Annotated in this window: 9 protein-coding genes and 1 pseudogene; 5 read left to right on the forward strand and 5 right to left on the reverse strand. The window is 66.9% G+C overall.

The annotated features are described in order from the left end of the window. Positions 1 to 74: 74 nt before the first annotated feature. Positions 75 to 590 carry a winged helix-turn-helix transcriptional regulator gene (locus RM96_RS17210; RefSeq protein ID WP_039012296.1) on the forward strand — a complete coding sequence of 172 codons (516 nt, stop codon included), beginning with the start codon at positions 75 to 77 and terminating at the stop codon, positions 588 to 590. Then, on the forward strand, positions 583 to 1,965 hold the full coding sequence (locus tag RM96_RS17215) for an MATE family efflux transporter (RefSeq protein WP_238587306.1): 1,383 nt from the start codon (positions 583 to 585) through the stop codon (positions 1,963 to 1,965). Before RM96_RS17210 ends, RM96_RS17215 begins: the two co-directional genes overlap by 8 nt. Here RM96_RS17215 and RM96_RS17220 read toward each other — a convergent pair. The 4 genes and pseudogenes from RM96_RS17220 to RM96_RS17235 form a co-directional block, all read right to left on the reverse strand. Further along, positions 1,922 to 3,433 carry an efflux transporter outer membrane subunit gene (locus RM96_RS17220; RefSeq protein WP_238587307.1) on the reverse strand — a complete coding sequence of 504 codons (1,512 nt, stop codon included), beginning with the start codon at positions 3,431 to 3,433 and terminating at the stop codon, positions 1,922 to 1,924. The genes RM96_RS17215 and RM96_RS17220 overlap by 44 nt on opposite strands. Then, positions 3,430 to 6,618 (reverse strand): efflux RND transporter permease subunit, encoded by a 3,189-nt coding sequence (locus RM96_RS17225; RefSeq protein ID WP_039012298.1) that lies wholly within the window; start codon positions 6,616 to 6,618, stop codon positions 3,430 to 3,432. Before RM96_RS17225 ends, RM96_RS17220 begins: the two co-directional genes overlap by 4 nt. Continuing rightward, on the reverse strand, positions 6,615 to 7,859 hold the full coding sequence (locus RM96_RS17230) for an efflux RND transporter periplasmic adaptor subunit (protein ID WP_039012300.1): 1,245 nt from the start codon (positions 7,857 to 7,859) through the stop codon (positions 6,615 to 6,617). The genes RM96_RS17225 and RM96_RS17230 overlap by 4 nt, the downstream gene beginning before the upstream one ends. Positions 7,860 to 8,071: 212 nt before the next feature. Next, positions 8,072 to 10,473: pseudogene (locus tag RM96_RS17235) on the reverse strand (carbohydrate-binding family V/XII). A 373-nt stretch (positions 10,474 to 10,846) separates the two neighbouring features. Between RM96_RS17235 and RM96_RS17240 the strand changes: the two are divergent. After that, entirely contained in the window at positions 10,847 to 11,986 is a 1,140-nt protein-coding gene (locus RM96_RS17240; protein WP_039012301.1) for a metallophosphoesterase, read from the forward strand. A 67-nt stretch (positions 11,987 to 12,053) separates the two neighbouring features. On the opposite strand, the gene ettA is transcribed toward RM96_RS17240, so the two are convergent. Next, positions 12,054 to 13,721, reverse strand: coding sequence for an energy-dependent translational throttle protein EttA (gene ettA / locus RM96_RS17245; RefSeq protein ID WP_039012302.1), 1,668 nt, complete (start codon positions 13,719 to 13,721; stop codon positions 12,054 to 12,056). Between the two features lie 136 nt (positions 13,722 to 13,857). Here ettA and RM96_RS17250 point away from each other — a divergent pair, with 136 nt between their 5' ends. Both RM96_RS17250 and RM96_RS17255 read left to right on the forward strand, forming a co-directional pair. Then, positions 13,858 to 14,082 (forward strand): hypothetical protein, encoded by a 225-nt coding sequence (locus RM96_RS17250; protein ID WP_010812270.1) that lies wholly within the window; start codon positions 13,858 to 13,860, stop codon positions 14,080 to 14,082. 49 nt (positions 14,083 to 14,131) lie between these two features. Then, entirely contained in the window at positions 14,132 to 14,674 is a 543-nt protein-coding gene (locus tag RM96_RS17255; RefSeq protein ID WP_052279560.1) for a M48 family metallopeptidase, read from the forward strand. The last annotated feature ends 17 nt before the right edge of the window (positions 14,675 to 14,691 follow it).

Genomic DNA, 14,691 nt, shown 5'->3' on the forward strand with positions numbered 1-14,691 from the left:
CAAACTTTCAAATTGCAAGCTATTATCCAGACAACTTGCAATTTGCAAGTAAACGAAAAAGAGACGCGGAGACCATGTCACCTACCGATTTCACCTCCATGGCCTGTCCGGTCGCCCGCTCGATGGCGGTTCTGGGGGAACGCTGGGCCATCCTCGTCCTGCGCGAAGCGTTCTACGGCTGCACGCGCTTCGACGAATTCGAACGGCACCTGGGCATCGCCCCGAACATCCTCAGCGCCCGGCTGAAGACGCTGGTGGCGCACGGCCTGCTGGAGCGCGTGACGCCCGGACAAGGCGGCCGGCACGTCTACCACCTGACCGGGAAAGGCCGCGACTTCTTCCCGGCCTATGTCGCGCTCAAGGCGTGGGCGGACCGCTGGATGACCGATGAAAAGGGTCCGCTGACGATCCTCCAGGATCGACGCAGCGGCGAGGAAATCGCGAACCCGGCGCTGTGCCGCGCGGATGGCAGTGCGATCACGCTGGATGACCTGCGCGTGCTGCCCGGCCCCGGTGCCGGGAACTCCCTGAAGCGGCGCTTCGGGCAGGCTGAGGCGGAGACGGCGGGCAAGGAGGACGAACATGTCTGAGCCCGGCACCATGACTGCCGTCGGCAATGGCGCCGCCGTGTCTTCTGCAGGCCTGCCCGCCCCCATTCCCGCGATGGAACTGGTCCGCCGCATCGGCCGGCTTGCCGGGCCCACCGGTCTGATCGCCGTGCTCCAGACCGGCGCCCAATTGGTCGAAACCTGGCTGGCAGCGCGCCAGGGCACCGCCGCGCTGGCGGGCTGGGCCGTGGTGCTGCCCTTCGCGTTGTTGCTGCAGCAGATGTCGACCGGCGCCATGGGCGGCGGCGTGGTGGCCGCCATCGCGCGGGCGCTGGGTGCCGACAAGCGGGAAGAGGCGTCGTCGCTGGTCCTGCATGCCGTCATCATTGCCGTCACTGCCGGGCTGGCCTTTGCCGTGGCGCTGGCCGGGTTCCCGCGCGGTGTGCTGGGTGCGGTTGGCGGCGTCACCGCCGCCGAAGCCGCCGCCACCTACGCCGTCTGGCTGTTCGGCGCAGGGGCCGTACCGGCCTGGCTGGCCAACACGCTGGCATCGGTGCTGCGCGGTGGTGGCCGGCATGCGTTGGCGGCGCGCGTGCTGGCGCTGATGTGGCTCGCCTTCCCGCTGCTGGCCTGGCTGCTGGCCGAACCTGCCGGCATGGGCCTGGCCGGGATCGGCGCATCGCTGGCGGCCGTGTCGTGGGCGGCTGCCCTCGCGATGGCCGTAGTGGTAGCACGCGGCGGTGCTGGCTTCGTGCCGGTGCTGCGGGTGCGGCCGTCGGGGGCGCTGTTCGCCCGCATCCTGTCGGTCGGGCTGGTGGCGTGTGCACTCGCGTCGGTGGCCAACCTGACCACCATCCTCGTCACCGCCCAGTTGCGCCACCACGGCACGGCGGCCGTGGCAGCCTACGGCATTTCGGCGCGGCTGGAGTTCCTGATGATTCCGCTCGCGTTCGGCGTGGGCTCGGCACTCACGGCACTGGTCGGGCGCGCGGTGGGTGCCGGTGACTGGCATACCGCGCGCCGCACCGCGTGGGTCGGCGCACTGCTGGCGCTGGCGATTGCGGGCACGGCAGGCGCGGCGGTCGGCCTGGTGCCGGAACGGTTCGCCGGCCTGTTCACGAAGGACGCGGAAGTCGCCGCGATTGCCGCCCGCGCGCTGTCATGGGTCGGCCCGGCGTTTGGCGGCTTCGGGCTCGGTATGGCGCTGTACTTCGCCTCGATGGGCGCGGGCCGGATGCGCTGGCCGATCGCCGCCGGGCTGTGCCGCATCGGCCTGGCAGCCGGCGGCGGCTGGCTGCTGGCCAACGTCGCCGGCATGGGGCTGGACGGGCATTTCCTCGGCGTGGCGCTGGGGATCTCGGCCTACGGGCTGGTCACTGCGCTGGGCGTGCGTCAGGCGGAGTGGTCGGCTCGGTAGCCGGCGGCTGCGGCGGCGGTTGGCGCGCCAGCACCCTGGCGTCGCCCTGCATGCCCGCATCCCGTACGGCCTGCGGCACGGAAGGCCAGCCTCCGCCCAGCGATTTGTAGAGGGCCGCCGTGCTGGTGAGCGCGTCCACCTGTCCCTGGATTGCGGCCAGTTGAGCATCGAACAGCTTCTCGCGCGCATTGGTGACTTCCAGGTAGCTCGAATAGCCGCCCTCATAGCGCGCGAAGGCCTGGTCGGCATAGATCGTCAGGCTCTTTTCCTGCTGGCGCAGGCTGCCCAGCCGGGCGCGTGTCTCGATGCCGTTGGCCATCGTACTGTTGACATCGGCCAGCGCCTCCAGCACCGTGCGCTGGTAGGCCAGCATGGCCTGGTCACGCTGCGCCGATGCCGTGTGCACCTGGCCGCGGATGGCGCCACCCTGGAATATGGGTTGGGTCAGGCCGGCGCCGAATCCCCACACCTGCGAGGCACTGTGCCACAGCGCCCCCGGCGAGCTGGCGATGGCGCCGAACAAGCCGCTCAGGTTGACCGCCGGCAGGTAGAGGGCCTCTGCCGCGCCGAGCTGCGCATTGGCCGCCACCGCCGCCTGCTCGGCCTGCAGTACATCGGGGCGTCGTGACAGCAGCGCGGCCGGCAGGTCGGCACCCAAATCCGGCGCCTGTAGCTCACTGACTGCCTTGCCACGCTCGATCGGGCCGGGCTCGCGCCCCAGCAACACCGACAGCGCGTTCTCGGTCTGCGCAATGGCGGTTCGCAGCGGCGGGATACTGGCCTCGGCCACGTAGAAATCGTTCTCCGCCTGCGCCAGTTCCATTTGCGAAATGACGCCGCCCTCGTAACGCTGCCGGAAGATATCCAGCCCGCTGGCACGGGACTCCAGGGTCTGCTTGGCGATGTCGAGCTGCGCATCGAGCCCGCGCAGCGTGGCATAGCCCTGCACCACCGACGCCGCAAGCGACAGCACCACGCCGCGGCGTGCATATTCCGCGTTCCACAGGCTCGCCTCGGCCGCCTCGGCCTGGCGGCGGATGCGACCCCACAGGTCAAGCTCCCAGCTCGCGTTGGCCAGCAACTGGTAGGAATTGCGCGGGCTGTCCAGCCCGGCGAACGGCGTGCCGTTGAAAGTGCCCAGGCGCTGGCGCGTGGCGGAAGCCGACACATTTACCTGCGGGAAGAACCCAGCCCGCGCGACCATCAGCTGGCCGCGGAATTCCTCGATGCGCGCGGCGGCAATGCGCACGTCATAGTTGTTGGCGATCGCCGTATCGACCAGGGCGTTGAGCACCGGATCGTTGAACTGGTTCCACCAGTCGCTGTCGGCGGCGATCGCCAGCGGACCGGTGTCGATGCGGTACCGGGCAACGTCCGGCGTCTCCGGCCGCTGGTAGTTGGGACCGATCGCGCAGCCGCCCAGCGCCGCCGCCGTGCAGGCCCCCAGCATCCAGGCACGCGCTCTCATAGTGGCTCTCCGGCCGGTGGCCTGGGAGGCGGCGAGCCGTCGCCGGACGTCGGCGCCGCACCGCCCGCGGCCTCGCCTTTGGGCTTGCGCTCGGACATGACCTCCAGCCCCCAGAAGAACATCGGGATAAAGAACAGCGCAATCACCGTGGCACCCAGCATGCCGCCGATCACGCCCGTGCCCAGCGATTGCCGGCTCGCCGCCGAGGCGCCGCTCGCGATGGCCAGCGGCACGCAGCCAAGGATGAACGCCAGCGAGGTCATGATGATCGGCCGCAGACGCAGCTTGGCGGCGTGAATGGCCGCGTCATAGGCGCTGAGCCCTTCCTTCTCCCGCATTTCCACCGCGAACTCGAAGATCAGGATGGCGTTCTTGGCCGCCAGCGCGATCAGCACGGTCAGGCCAATCTGGAAATAGACGTCGTTCAGCATGCCGCGCATCAGGATGCCCACCAATGCGCCAAACAATGCGAACGGCACTGCCAGCAGCACGCCGAGCGGCAAGGACCATTTCTCGTACTGCGCAGCCAGAATCAGGAACACCATCAGCAAGGCAAAGGCGAAGACATACACCGCAGTGGATCCGGCGGTCTTTTCTTCATAGGCCTGCCCGCTCCAGGCGAAGGCATAGCCTGGCCCGAGCACCTCGTGCGCGATCTCCTCCATGGCTGCCAGCGCCTGCCCCGAACTGTAGCCGGGCGCGGCATCGCCCATGATCTTGGCAGCAGGGAAATTGTTGAAGCGCGTGACGATGTCGGCGCCAGGGATATATTTCGTGGTGGTCACCGCCTTGATCGGGACCATATCGCCCTTGTGGCTGCGCACGTAGACCTTGTCCAGGTCCTCGGGACGCGAGCGGAATTGCGGCTCGGCCTGCAGGATCACCTGGAAGAGCCGGCTGTTCTTCGGGAACTGGCTAACGTAAAGCGAACCGAACATCGTCTGCAGCGCCGAGTACACCTGCTCCACCGGCACACCCTGCGTTTCGGAGCGCTCGCGGTCCACCTCCACCAGGAACTGGCGCGAACGGGAATTGATGGTGGAGTTCACGGCCGTCAGCTCCGGCCGCTGGCGCGCCTTGGCAATGAACTCGTGCACCTTCTCCTCGAGCTGCTGGTAGGTGCCGTCCGCCGTGCTCTGCAGCCAGAACTCGAAGCCACCGGTGGTGCCCAGGCCCGGGATCGAGGGCGGATTGATCGGTATCGCCACGCCGTCCTGGTAAGTGGAAAACTCCTTCTTGGCCTTGAGGATCATGTCCTCGGCGCTCTCGCCCGGGCCGCGGTCGTGAAAGCCCTTGAGCGTGATGAACAGCGTGCCCGCATTGGCCTTGTTCTGGGAATCGATCAGACTGTAGCCGTCCACCGTCGCCACCGAGGCCACGCCAGGCTGCTTGGCGAGCCATGTTTCCGCGCGCGCCGACAGGTTCCCGGTGCGGTCGAGGCTGGCGGCATCCGGCATCACCACGGCACCAAACAGGTAGCCCTGGTCTTCCACCGGCAGGAACGAGCCCGGAATGCGCATGAACATCAGCACACTGACCGCCACCATCGCGACGATGATCGCAATCGACATCACAGTGCGCTTGATGACGATCTGCAGCGACCTGTCATAGCCGGCAATCATCCGGTCGAACGAATTGTTGAACCAGGTGAAGAAGCGGTTCTTCTTGTGCTCGCCGGGCTTGAGCAGGATGGCCGCCATGGCCGGCGACAGCGTCAGCGCCACCACGCCCGACAGCACCACCGACACCGCAATCGTGATCGCAAACTGCTTATAGAGCTGGCCGGTAATGCCCGACAGGAAGGCCACCGGGATGAACACCGCGAGCAGCACGAGCACAATGGCCACCACCGGTCCACTGACTTCGTCCATCGCCTTCTTGGCGGCCTCCTTGGGTGGCAGGTTGAACTCCGCCATGTTGCGCTCGACGTTTTCAATCACCACGATGGCGTCGTCCACCACGATCCCAATCGCGAGCACCATGCCGAACAGGGTCAGCATGTTCACCGAAAAGCCGAACGCGCTCATGCCGACAAAGGCCCCGATGATCGACACCGGCACAGCCAGGATCGGCACCAGCGTGGCGCGAAAACTCTGCAGGAACAAGTACACCACCAGGATCACCAGGATCACGGCATCGCGCAGCGTATGCACCACCTCGTTGATCGATTCATGCACGAACTCGGTGGTGTCCAGCGCAATTTCGTACTCCAGCCCGGGCGGGAAGGTCTTTTTCAGTTCTGCCAGCGTGGCGCGCACCTGCTTGGACACATCCAGTGCATTGGCGCCCGGCTGCTGGTAGACCGCCATCAGCGTGGCGGTCTTGCCCTTGTACCGGCTGCGCAGCGAATAGTCCTTCGAGCCCAGCTCCGCGTGACCAATATCCTTGAGCCGCACCAGGGCTGCCTCGCCGGACTGCGCGCGCAGGATCATGTTGTCGAACTCGGCGGGCTCGGTCATGCGGCCCTTGGTGGCGATCGGGAAGGTCAGCTGTACGGGGCCGGTCGTGGGTGCCTGCCCGATCCGCCCGGCGGAGAACTGCTGGTTCTGGTTGGCAACAGCGGTCTTCACATCCTCCGTGGTGATCCCGAGCGACGCCATGCGGTCCGGCTTCAGCCAGATGCGCATGGCGTAGTCCGGGCTACCGAAGATGGAAGACTGGTTGGCCCCCGGGATGCGCTTGAGCGCGTCCAGTACGTAGATGTTGGCGTAGTTGCCGACAAAGGTCTGGTCGTAGCTGTTGTCCGGCGAAAAGATGGCGATCACCATCATGAACGCCGACGAACGCTTCTGCACCGACACACCCTGCGCAGTCACGGCATCCGGGAGCGTGGGCAGCGCCAGGTTGACGCGGTTCTGCACGTCCACCTGCGCCAGCTCCGGATCGGTGCCGATTTCAAAGTAGGTGGTCAGCGTCAGGTCGCCCGTCGAAGAACTCGTCGAGTTCATGTACATCATCCGGTCCGCGCCGTTGACCTGCTGCTCGATCGGCGCGGCCACGTTCTGTGCGACCACTTCCGCGCTGGCGCCCGGGTACTTCGTGGTGACGGTGATCGACGGCGGCGTGATGTCCGGAAACTGGGCGATCGGCAGCTTGGTCAGCGCCACCAGCCCGCCCACCGTGATGACGATGGAGACGACCGACGCAAAGATGGGCCGGTCAATGAAAAAATGGGCAAGCGTCATGGCTTGCCTCCCGCCGTGGTGGCGGCACCCGATGCTGCGGCACCCGATGCTCCGGCAGCCGGTGGTGCGGCAGCCGGTGGTGCAGCCGCGCCGCTCGCCGCGGCGTTCGCAACGCCCGGCGTGGTCTCCACTGCCTTGACGGGCGCACCCGGCGCCAGACGCAGCGTACCGCTCACGGCAACGCGCTCACCAGGCTTCAGCCCGGATCGCACCACCCAGTTGGTACCGGTCCACTCTCCCACGTCCACCACCCGCTGCTGTGCCTTGTTGTCTGGCCCCACCACCCAGACCATCTGGCCGCGCTGGCTCTGCACGATCGCGTCTTGCGGCACGGCAATGGCCTTCGTGCGCATCGCGCCATGTACCTTGACCCGCACGAACTGGCCGGGCCGCAGGGTGCCTTCCGGGTTGGACACTTCCGCGCGGACCAGGTAGGTGCCGGTTTCCGCGCTGAACGAAGCGTCGGCAAAGGCGATCCGCCCGTGATTCGGAAACTCGGTGCCGTCCGCCAGCACGACGACGATATCAAATGCGTCCTGTGCCGGGTACCTGATGGCGCCCGACTCGCGGTCCGTGCGCAGCTTCAGGACTTCGTTCTCGGACAGGCTGAAGTTGACCCACATGGGATCCAGCTTGGCCACGTAGGTGAGCAGGCTGTTGGTGGTGTCGATGTACGACCCCGCCTGCCGCTTGGCAAAGCTCGACAGCCCTGCCACCGGTGACTTGATCGTCGTATAGCCCAGGTTGAGCCTGGCACTGATCACATTGGCGCGTGCCCCCTCCACGGCGGCGGCGGCGGCCTGGGCCTTGCCGGTGGCATCATCCAGGTCGCGCTGGCTCAGGGCATTGCGCTCGGCCAGTGGGCGCACGCGCTTGAGGTCGGCCTGGGCCGTGGTCAGGCGCGCCTGCTGCTGCGCCAGTTCGGCCTCCGCGGCCTGCAGGGTTGCCTCGAACGGCTTGCGATCCATCAGGAAGAGCGTCTCGCCGGCCTTGACCACCGCGCCTTCGGTATAGACGCGCTTGTCCAGGAAGCCATTCACCCGCGCCCGGATTTCCACCTGCTGCGAGCTCTGTGTCTGACCAACGAACTCGTAGACGACCGGGACGTCGCGCAGCGCGACCGTCATGACGCCGACCTCTGCGGCCGGTGGGGCAACGGCCGCCGGCTTTTCCTTGCTGCACGCCACCACCGCCAGGATGGGGAGCAGGCACAGCACGCGCCAATTGGACACTCTTTTCACGGAGACCTCCTCCCGCCATCGATCCGTAGTCGTTTCCTGGCGCGATTCAGGCCATCGCCTCCCAGGAGCCCGCGGTGCGTCCTTCCGCTCACGCCGTCTCTGGCAGGTTAAGGCCCGCGCACTGCCGCGCCAATTCAATCCTTTTTGTGCGCGAGTTAACTCCTTTCGAGCAAAAGCACGCGCGTCTTCAGCGGCCGCTGAGAAGCCGTCGGTCAGCGGCGAAAGCCACCATGGAAGCCGCCTCCGCGGAATCCACCGCCACGCCCGCCGCCGAAGCCGCCGCCGCCAGATCCGCCCCGGCCCTGCCATTGCTGCGCAGCGCCATTGAAGCGTTGCTGGCCGACTTCGCGCGCCTGGCGCTGCTGATCCAGCCGGCCGGTAACTTCGTTGTTGGGCTGTACGGGTTCCCAGCCGCCGGGGGTGTGCTTCTGCCAGCCGTTGTCGGTGTGCTGGTAAACGGACCCATCGTGCCCAGCATAGACGTTGCCGTTGTTCCATGCCACGGCATTGCCCTTGTCCGGATTGGCCACGAAGCCGCGGCTGCCGGCGGCGTGCTGCCCGGTCTGCGTGTTGCCGGCGACCCCGACTTCGGCCGCGCCGACGCGCCCGGTCTGCGCGTTATACCCGGCGGCCTGGCGGCCGGCGGCGTAGTTGCCGGTGTATGCGTTGCCGACTGCTCCGCCGCGCGCGGCGCCCTCGCGGCCAGTAGAGGGATTGGCGAACGAGCCCTGGCGGCCCGCCGCGTAGTTGCCGGAGTACGGGTTGAAGGCCGCGCCGCGGCTGCCCTGGTAGCGCGCGCCGGTGGCCGGGTTGAAGCCCGATGCGGCAGTACCGCGCCACTGGGTACCTGTCCACGCATTCCAGCCCTGTGCGTGCGTCACCGTGCCCTGGCCCCAGCGGCCGTAGAAATTGGCCTGGTTCACATTGACGTAGTTCCAGTTGTACGGGCCGCCCCACCAGTACGGGCCCCAGTACGGCGAAGCCGCGCCCCAGATCGCGCCGGCGGCAAACCCGAAGGCAAAGCCTTCGGCCAGGCCGATGCCGAAGCCGGCGCCGTACCCATAGGTCACCGGGTAGCCGTAGTAGACCGAACCCACATAGGCCGGATAGACATAGCCGGTGCCATACACCACCGTGCCATCGGCGCTGACCACCACCCCCATGTAGCCGGGCGTATAGCCGACCACCACAGTCTCGGGCGTGACCGAGTAGATGCGCACGTAAGTCACGTAGTAGACGGGAGATGCCGGCGGAATCGTGTAGATGGCCGACGGCACTTCAGTCGCCACGCGCCAGGTGCCGGTGGGGGCCGGGGCGGTGAACCACACGCCATTGGCCACCGCGTAGTAGTGACCGCTGTCGACCTCGATCACCGGCGTGCCGGTATTGGCCGCATAGCTGAGCGAAGTGCCCGTGATGGGCGTAAAGCGCGGCGCGCCGTCATAAACCACGGTCAGGGCCGCCCTGGCGCGCGACACCGAAGCAGTCTGCGGGATGGTGGCCGCAATCTCGGCCTCCTTCGCCTGCGGCGTGCCCGGCACCGACACCAGCACATTGGCCTTCGGGTCGTTCGGCGGGATCCTGGCGAAATCGGCCGGCAGCTCGCTGCCGGGCACGTATTGCCACGGCCCCGGCAACATCGGCGCGCGGAACCAGCGGCCCGAGACCAGCACGTAGTAGCTGTTGGTGGCCGGGTCGACGAACACTGCATGGTCGGCATTGGCCACCGTCAGCAGGCTGACGCCGCTCACCGGCGTCATCTGCGGCGCGCCGCTGGTCACGACCAGCTCCGTCGGCCGGGTGGCGAGCTGGATGGCGGGTGCCTTGGCTGCACGCTTTCCGTCGGGCGGCAGCATGGCGTCAGGCCTGGCCGAGGCGGATGCCTTGCCGGCCGCCCCTCCTGGAGCGCCTTGGGCACGCTCGGCATGACCTCCCACGCGCCGCCAGCCGATTCCGACCGGTACCAGTAGCCCGCCGCCTGAAGGTAAAGCTCGCCACCGGATTCGCGCAGCAGCAGCGCGCGGCTGTTCAGCGCACGCTCGAAATCCGTGCCGGGCACCGGGCGCCAGGCGGGCTCGCCGTCGACGATCACCAGCAACGTTGGCGTGGTCGCAAAAATGATCTGCGGGGCGTCGTTCTTTACCGTCACCCGGGCAGCCCTGGCCAGTTGCTGCGACACCGCGTAGCTGGCCTGCAGTTCATCCAGCGGCACGGTCAGGCCCTTGGCCGGCAGCCGATCGACCAGCGCCTTGCGCACCTGGTCCGCCGCGTCGGGCCTGGTCGGCACATCAACGCTTTCGATGGTGATCTGCGTCAGCTGGACCAGCGACGACGGCTTGTCGATGTCGGCCTGCGCCGAAAAATGCACGACGCCATAGGTTGGCGTACCGTCCTTCGCGCCCACGGCCACCGCCGCGCGGCCGGCGATGCGGGTGCCTTCCCACTTCTCGATCTCCGGCTGGTACAGCTCCACATGCTCGCTGGCCGCATCGAAATTCCGCGGCCAGGTCAGCGTGACGGGCCTGGGCGGATTGGCGGCCTCCAGACTGAGCGGCACCAGCGCCAGCCAGGCGGCCGCAAGCAGCGCGCTGGTGTGCTTAAGGCAGAACGGGATGGTTTTCTCCGGCGGGAAGATCGGCACGGCGCCGGCGCTATGCACGGGCATGATGCAGCACAGCAGGCGCCTACGTGTGCGAATCTAAATTAGCCCGGATGGGCAAACAATCCGATTTGAAAAGATTCAGGAGGTAATCCCAAAAAGGACAGATCACGGCCCCCAAGCGTCCGTGGCAGACGCTTTTCAGCCGAAACGGCCGGGCAGCGCGCATATTGTCTGGATCAGGCCAGCCGCGCCCGAATTCAAGCCGCAATGACACATTGCGCGCGCCATGCAGCTGGCTGGTGTGCGCCTTGCTTGGCACATACAGCCCTTGAAGCCCCGGGCTTCGTCCTCATTTTTCAGCAACGCCCTCCCAACTCCGCCCAACATGCCCCCTCGCACCACTATCCTGTTTGCCGGCACTGTCACGGCGCTGCTGCACGGCTACATTGCGCTGCGCCTGCTGCCCGGCCTGCCCGTTCCGATACTGGTCAAGGCGCTCGGGCTGGCATGGCTGGCGCTGTCCTGCCTGCTGTTGCCGGCCGGCCTGCTGGCGCGGCGCTTCAGCCAGCCATGGGCCGACCGGGTGAGCTGGGTCGGCATGCTGGCGATGGGCTTCTTCTCCTCGCTGCTGGTCTTTACCGTATTCCGCGACGTGGCCTTGCTGGTGGCCTGGATCGCCGGCTGGCATCCGCCAGGGCTGGCTTCAGTGAGCGCGGCGACCGTCGTGGCGCTGGCCTTGCTGGTCACGCTGGCGGGCTTCATCAACGCCCGGCGGCTGGCGCGCGTGGTTGACGTAGAGGTGCCGGTCAGCGGCCTGCCCGACGCGCTGCACGGCTTCACCATCGCGCAGATCAGCGACATCCACGTCGGCCCGACCATCAAGCGCCCGTACCTGGACCGCATCGTCGATCGCGTAAACAGCCTCGAAGCCGACGCCATTGCCATCACCGGCGATCTCGTCGACGGGACGGTGCGCGAGCTGGCCGCGCACACGGCCCCGCTTGGCCGGCTGCGGGCGCGCCATGGCACCTACTTCGTCACCGGCAATCACGAGTACTACTCGGGCGCCGAGGCCTGGATCGCGGAACTGCGCCGGCTGGGCGTGCGCGTGCTGATGAACGAACACGTGGTGGTGGAACGCGGCGGCCATGCGCTGGTGCTGGCCGGTGTGACCGACTACTCGGGCGGGCGCTTTCATGAAAGCCATCGCAGCGATCCGCATGAGGCACTGGCCGGTGCGCCCGCCTCCGCCGCGGCTAAGGTATTGCTGGCCCACCAGCCGCGCACGGCTGCAGCCGCGGCCGAGGCCGGCTTCGACCTGCAGCTCTCCGGCCACACGCATGGCGGGCAGTTCTGGCCGTGGAACCTGTTTGTGCCGATGCAGCAGCCGTACACGGCGGGGCTCAACCGGCATGAATTGCTGTGGGTGTATGTGAGCCGCGGCACGGGGTACTGGGGGCCGCCGAAGCGGTTTGGGGCGCCGTCGGAGATTACGCGGGTGCGGCTGGTGCGGGCGGCCGCATAGGCCCGCTGCCGCGCTGCAAAAAAAAGCCAGACCCGAAGGCCTGGCTTTTGCTATCCATCGACAACGATCAGCGCGCGATCGGCTTGTAGCGAATCCGCTTGGGCTTGGCACCCTCCTCACCCAGCCGGCTCTTCTTGTCCGCTTCATATTCCTGGTAGTTGCCCGGGAAGAACTCCACGTGCGAGTCGCCTTCGAAGGCAAGGATGTGCGTGGCGATCCGGTCGAGGAACCAGCGGTCGTGCGAGATCACCATCACGCAGCCGGCGAATTCCAGCAGCGCATCTTCCAGCGCGCGCAGCGTTTCCACGTCGAGGTCGTTCGACGGTTCGTCCAGCAGCAGCACGTTGCCGCCGGCAATCAGCGTCTTGGCCATGTGCAGGCGGCCGCGTTCACCGCCCGACAGCGTGCCGACCTGCTTCTGCTGGTCGCCACCCTTGAAGTTGAAGCGGCCGATATAGGCGCGCGACGGCGTTTCGTACCTGCCCACGGTCAGGATGTCGGAGCCGCCCGAGATTTCCTCGAACACGGTCTTGGTCCCGTCCAGCGCATCACGGCTCTGGTCGACAAAGGCCATCTTCACGGTCGGCCCGATCTTGATCTCGCCGCTGTCCGGCTGTTCCTTGCCGGTCAGCATGCGGAAGAAGGTCGACTTGCCGGCGCCGTTCGGGCCGATGATGCCGACGATGGCGCCCGGCGGCACCTTGAAGCTGAGGTTGTCGATCAGCAGGCGGTCGCCGTAGCCCTTGCTGACGCCGTCGAACTCGATCACCTCATTGCCCAGGCGCTCGCCCACGGGGATGAAGATCTCCTGGGTTTCGTTGCGCTTCTGGTAATCCTGGCTGTTCAGCTCGTCAAAGCGGGCCAGACGCGCCTTGGACTTGGCCTGGCGGCCCTTGGGGTTCTGGCGCACCCACTCCAGTTCCTTGTGCAGCGCCTTCTGGCGGGCCGACTCGGTCGCCTCTTCCTGCTTCAGGCGCGCTTCCTTCTGGTCCAGCCACGAGCTGTAGTTGCCCTTCCAGGGAATGCCCTGGCCGCGGTCCAGTTCCAGGATCCACTCGGCGGCGTTGTCGAGGAAGTAGCGGTCGTGGGTCACGGCCACCACGGTGCCCGGGAAGCGCGTCAGGAACTGCTCGAGCCAGTCCACCGATTCGGCGTCCAGGTGGTTGGTCGGTTCGTCGAGCAGCAGCATGTCGGGACGCGACAGCAGCAGGCGGCACAGCGCCACGCGGCGCTTTTCACCGCCGGACAGGTTGCCGATCGTTGCGTCCCACGGCGGCAGGCGCAGCGCGTCGGCGGCAATTTCCAGCTGCAGCTCGACATTGTTGCCGTCGCTGGCGGCCAGGATCGCCTCGTACTTGGCCTGGTCGGCGGCCAGCGCGTCGAAGTCGGCATCCGGCTCGGCGTAGGCCGCGTAGATCTCGTCGAGCTTCTTGCGTGCTTCGAACACGCCGCCAAGCGCCTCTTCCACCGATTCGCGCACGGTCTGCTCGGGGTTGAGCTGCGGTTCCTGCGGCAGGTAGCCGATGTTCAGGTTCGGCATCGGCGTGGCTTCGCCCTCGATTTCCTTGTCGAGGCCGGCCATGATCTTGAGCAGCGTGGACTTGCCCGAGCCATTCAGGCCCAGCACGCCGATCTTGGCGCCGGGGAAGAACGACAGCGAGATGTCCTTGAGAATGTGACGCTTGGGCGGAACGATCTTGCCCACGCGGTTCATGGTGAAAACGTACTGTGCCATGGGTGCGTGCTTGTGTTTTTTCGGGAATGGCGGGAGTGTAGCAGGCACGCGGGGCAGGCCCGGCCGCTTCGGCCGGATCCCGCGGTGGCCGGTACAATGGCGGGTTCGGATTCCCGCAGCTTTTCACGCCAACGCCATGAGCAAACCCGCCCTGACCCTCAAATTCAAGTGCAAGAAGTGCACGAAACCCGTCACACTGTACCTGCAGAAGACGTCGGCCTGCTCGCACATCACGCCGTACCAGGGTTTCTGCAAGTGCGGCGAGATGATGCGCCACGCCACCGGCGACAAGGACGCCGTCGAGTCGTTCGTCAATTCGCTCGACAACAGCTGGATGCATCACCATCACCACCATCATTGAGCAGACCGCTGCAGTGACTGAAACCTGGCGCCCCGCCGGCAAGGATCCGATGCGCTTCCTGGGCGGCTATCCGCCCGGCGTGCTGGACCAGGTGCGCGAGCTGATCGCCGCCGATCGCCTGGGCGACCACCTAGCGCGCCGCTACCCCGGCCGCCACACCGTGCAGACCGACCGCGCGCTGTACGAATACGCCACCGGGATCAAGCAGGAATACCTGCGCAGCGCGCCACCGCTGCACAAGGTCGGCTTCGATGCGCGGCTGGATTCCGCGCAGCGCGCGCTGGGCCTGAATACCGCCATCTCGCGCGTGCAGGGCGGCAAGCTCAAAGCCAAGAAGGAAATCCGCGTGGCGTCGCTGTTCAGGGAAGCGCCGCCGGAATTCCTGCGCATGATCGTCGTGCACGAACTCTCGCACCTCAAGGAGAGCGACCACGACAAGGCCTTCTACCGGCTCTGCGAGCATATGGAGCCGCGCTACCACCAGCTTGAGTTCGACACGCGCCTGTGGCTGGCATGGCGCGAACTGGAGCGCACGTCCCCCGACTCCGCGCCCACCTCTCCACAGACCGGCGATCACGGATCGCAGGCGTAGCGGTACATACCGTTCGA

This window comes from Cupriavidus sp. IDO, assembly GCF_000812465.1.
GTDB lineage: Bacteria > Pseudomonadota > Gammaproteobacteria > Burkholderiales > Burkholderiaceae > Cupriavidus.

What these genes read in the sequence shown, in the direction of transcription:
- RM96_RS17255 (WP_052279560.1), top strand. Translation starts at nt 14,132, where the DNA reads ATGCGCTTCCTGGGCGGCTATCCGCCCGGCGTGCTGGACCAGGTGCGC.
- RM96_RS17210 (WP_039012296.1), top strand. Translation starts at nt 75, where the DNA reads ATGTCACCTACCGATTTCACCTCCATGGCCTGTCCGGTCGCCCGCTCG.
- RM96_RS17240 (WP_039012301.1), top strand. Translation starts at nt 10,847, where the DNA reads ATGCCCCCTCGCACCACTATCCTGTTTGCCGGCACTGTCACGGCGCTG.
- RM96_RS17225 (WP_039012298.1), bottom strand. Translation starts at nt 6,618, where the DNA reads ATGACGCTTGCCCATTTTTTCATTGACCGGCCCATCTTTGCGTCGGTC.
- RM96_RS17220 (WP_238587307.1), bottom strand. Translation starts at nt 3,433, where the DNA reads ATGAGAGCGCGTGCCTGGATGCTGGGGGCCTGCACGGCGGCGGCGCTG.
- RM96_RS17250 (WP_010812270.1), top strand. Translation starts at nt 13,858, where the DNA reads ATGAGCAAACCCGCCCTGACCCTCAAATTCAAGTGCAAGAAGTGCACG.
- RM96_RS17215 (WP_238587306.1), top strand. Translation starts at nt 583, where the DNA reads ATGTCTGAGCCCGGCACCATGACTGCCGTCGGCAATGGCGCCGCCGTG.
- ettA (WP_039012302.1), bottom strand. Translation starts at nt 13,721, where the DNA reads ATGGCACAGTACGTTTTCACCATGAACCGCGTGGGCAAGATCGTTCCG.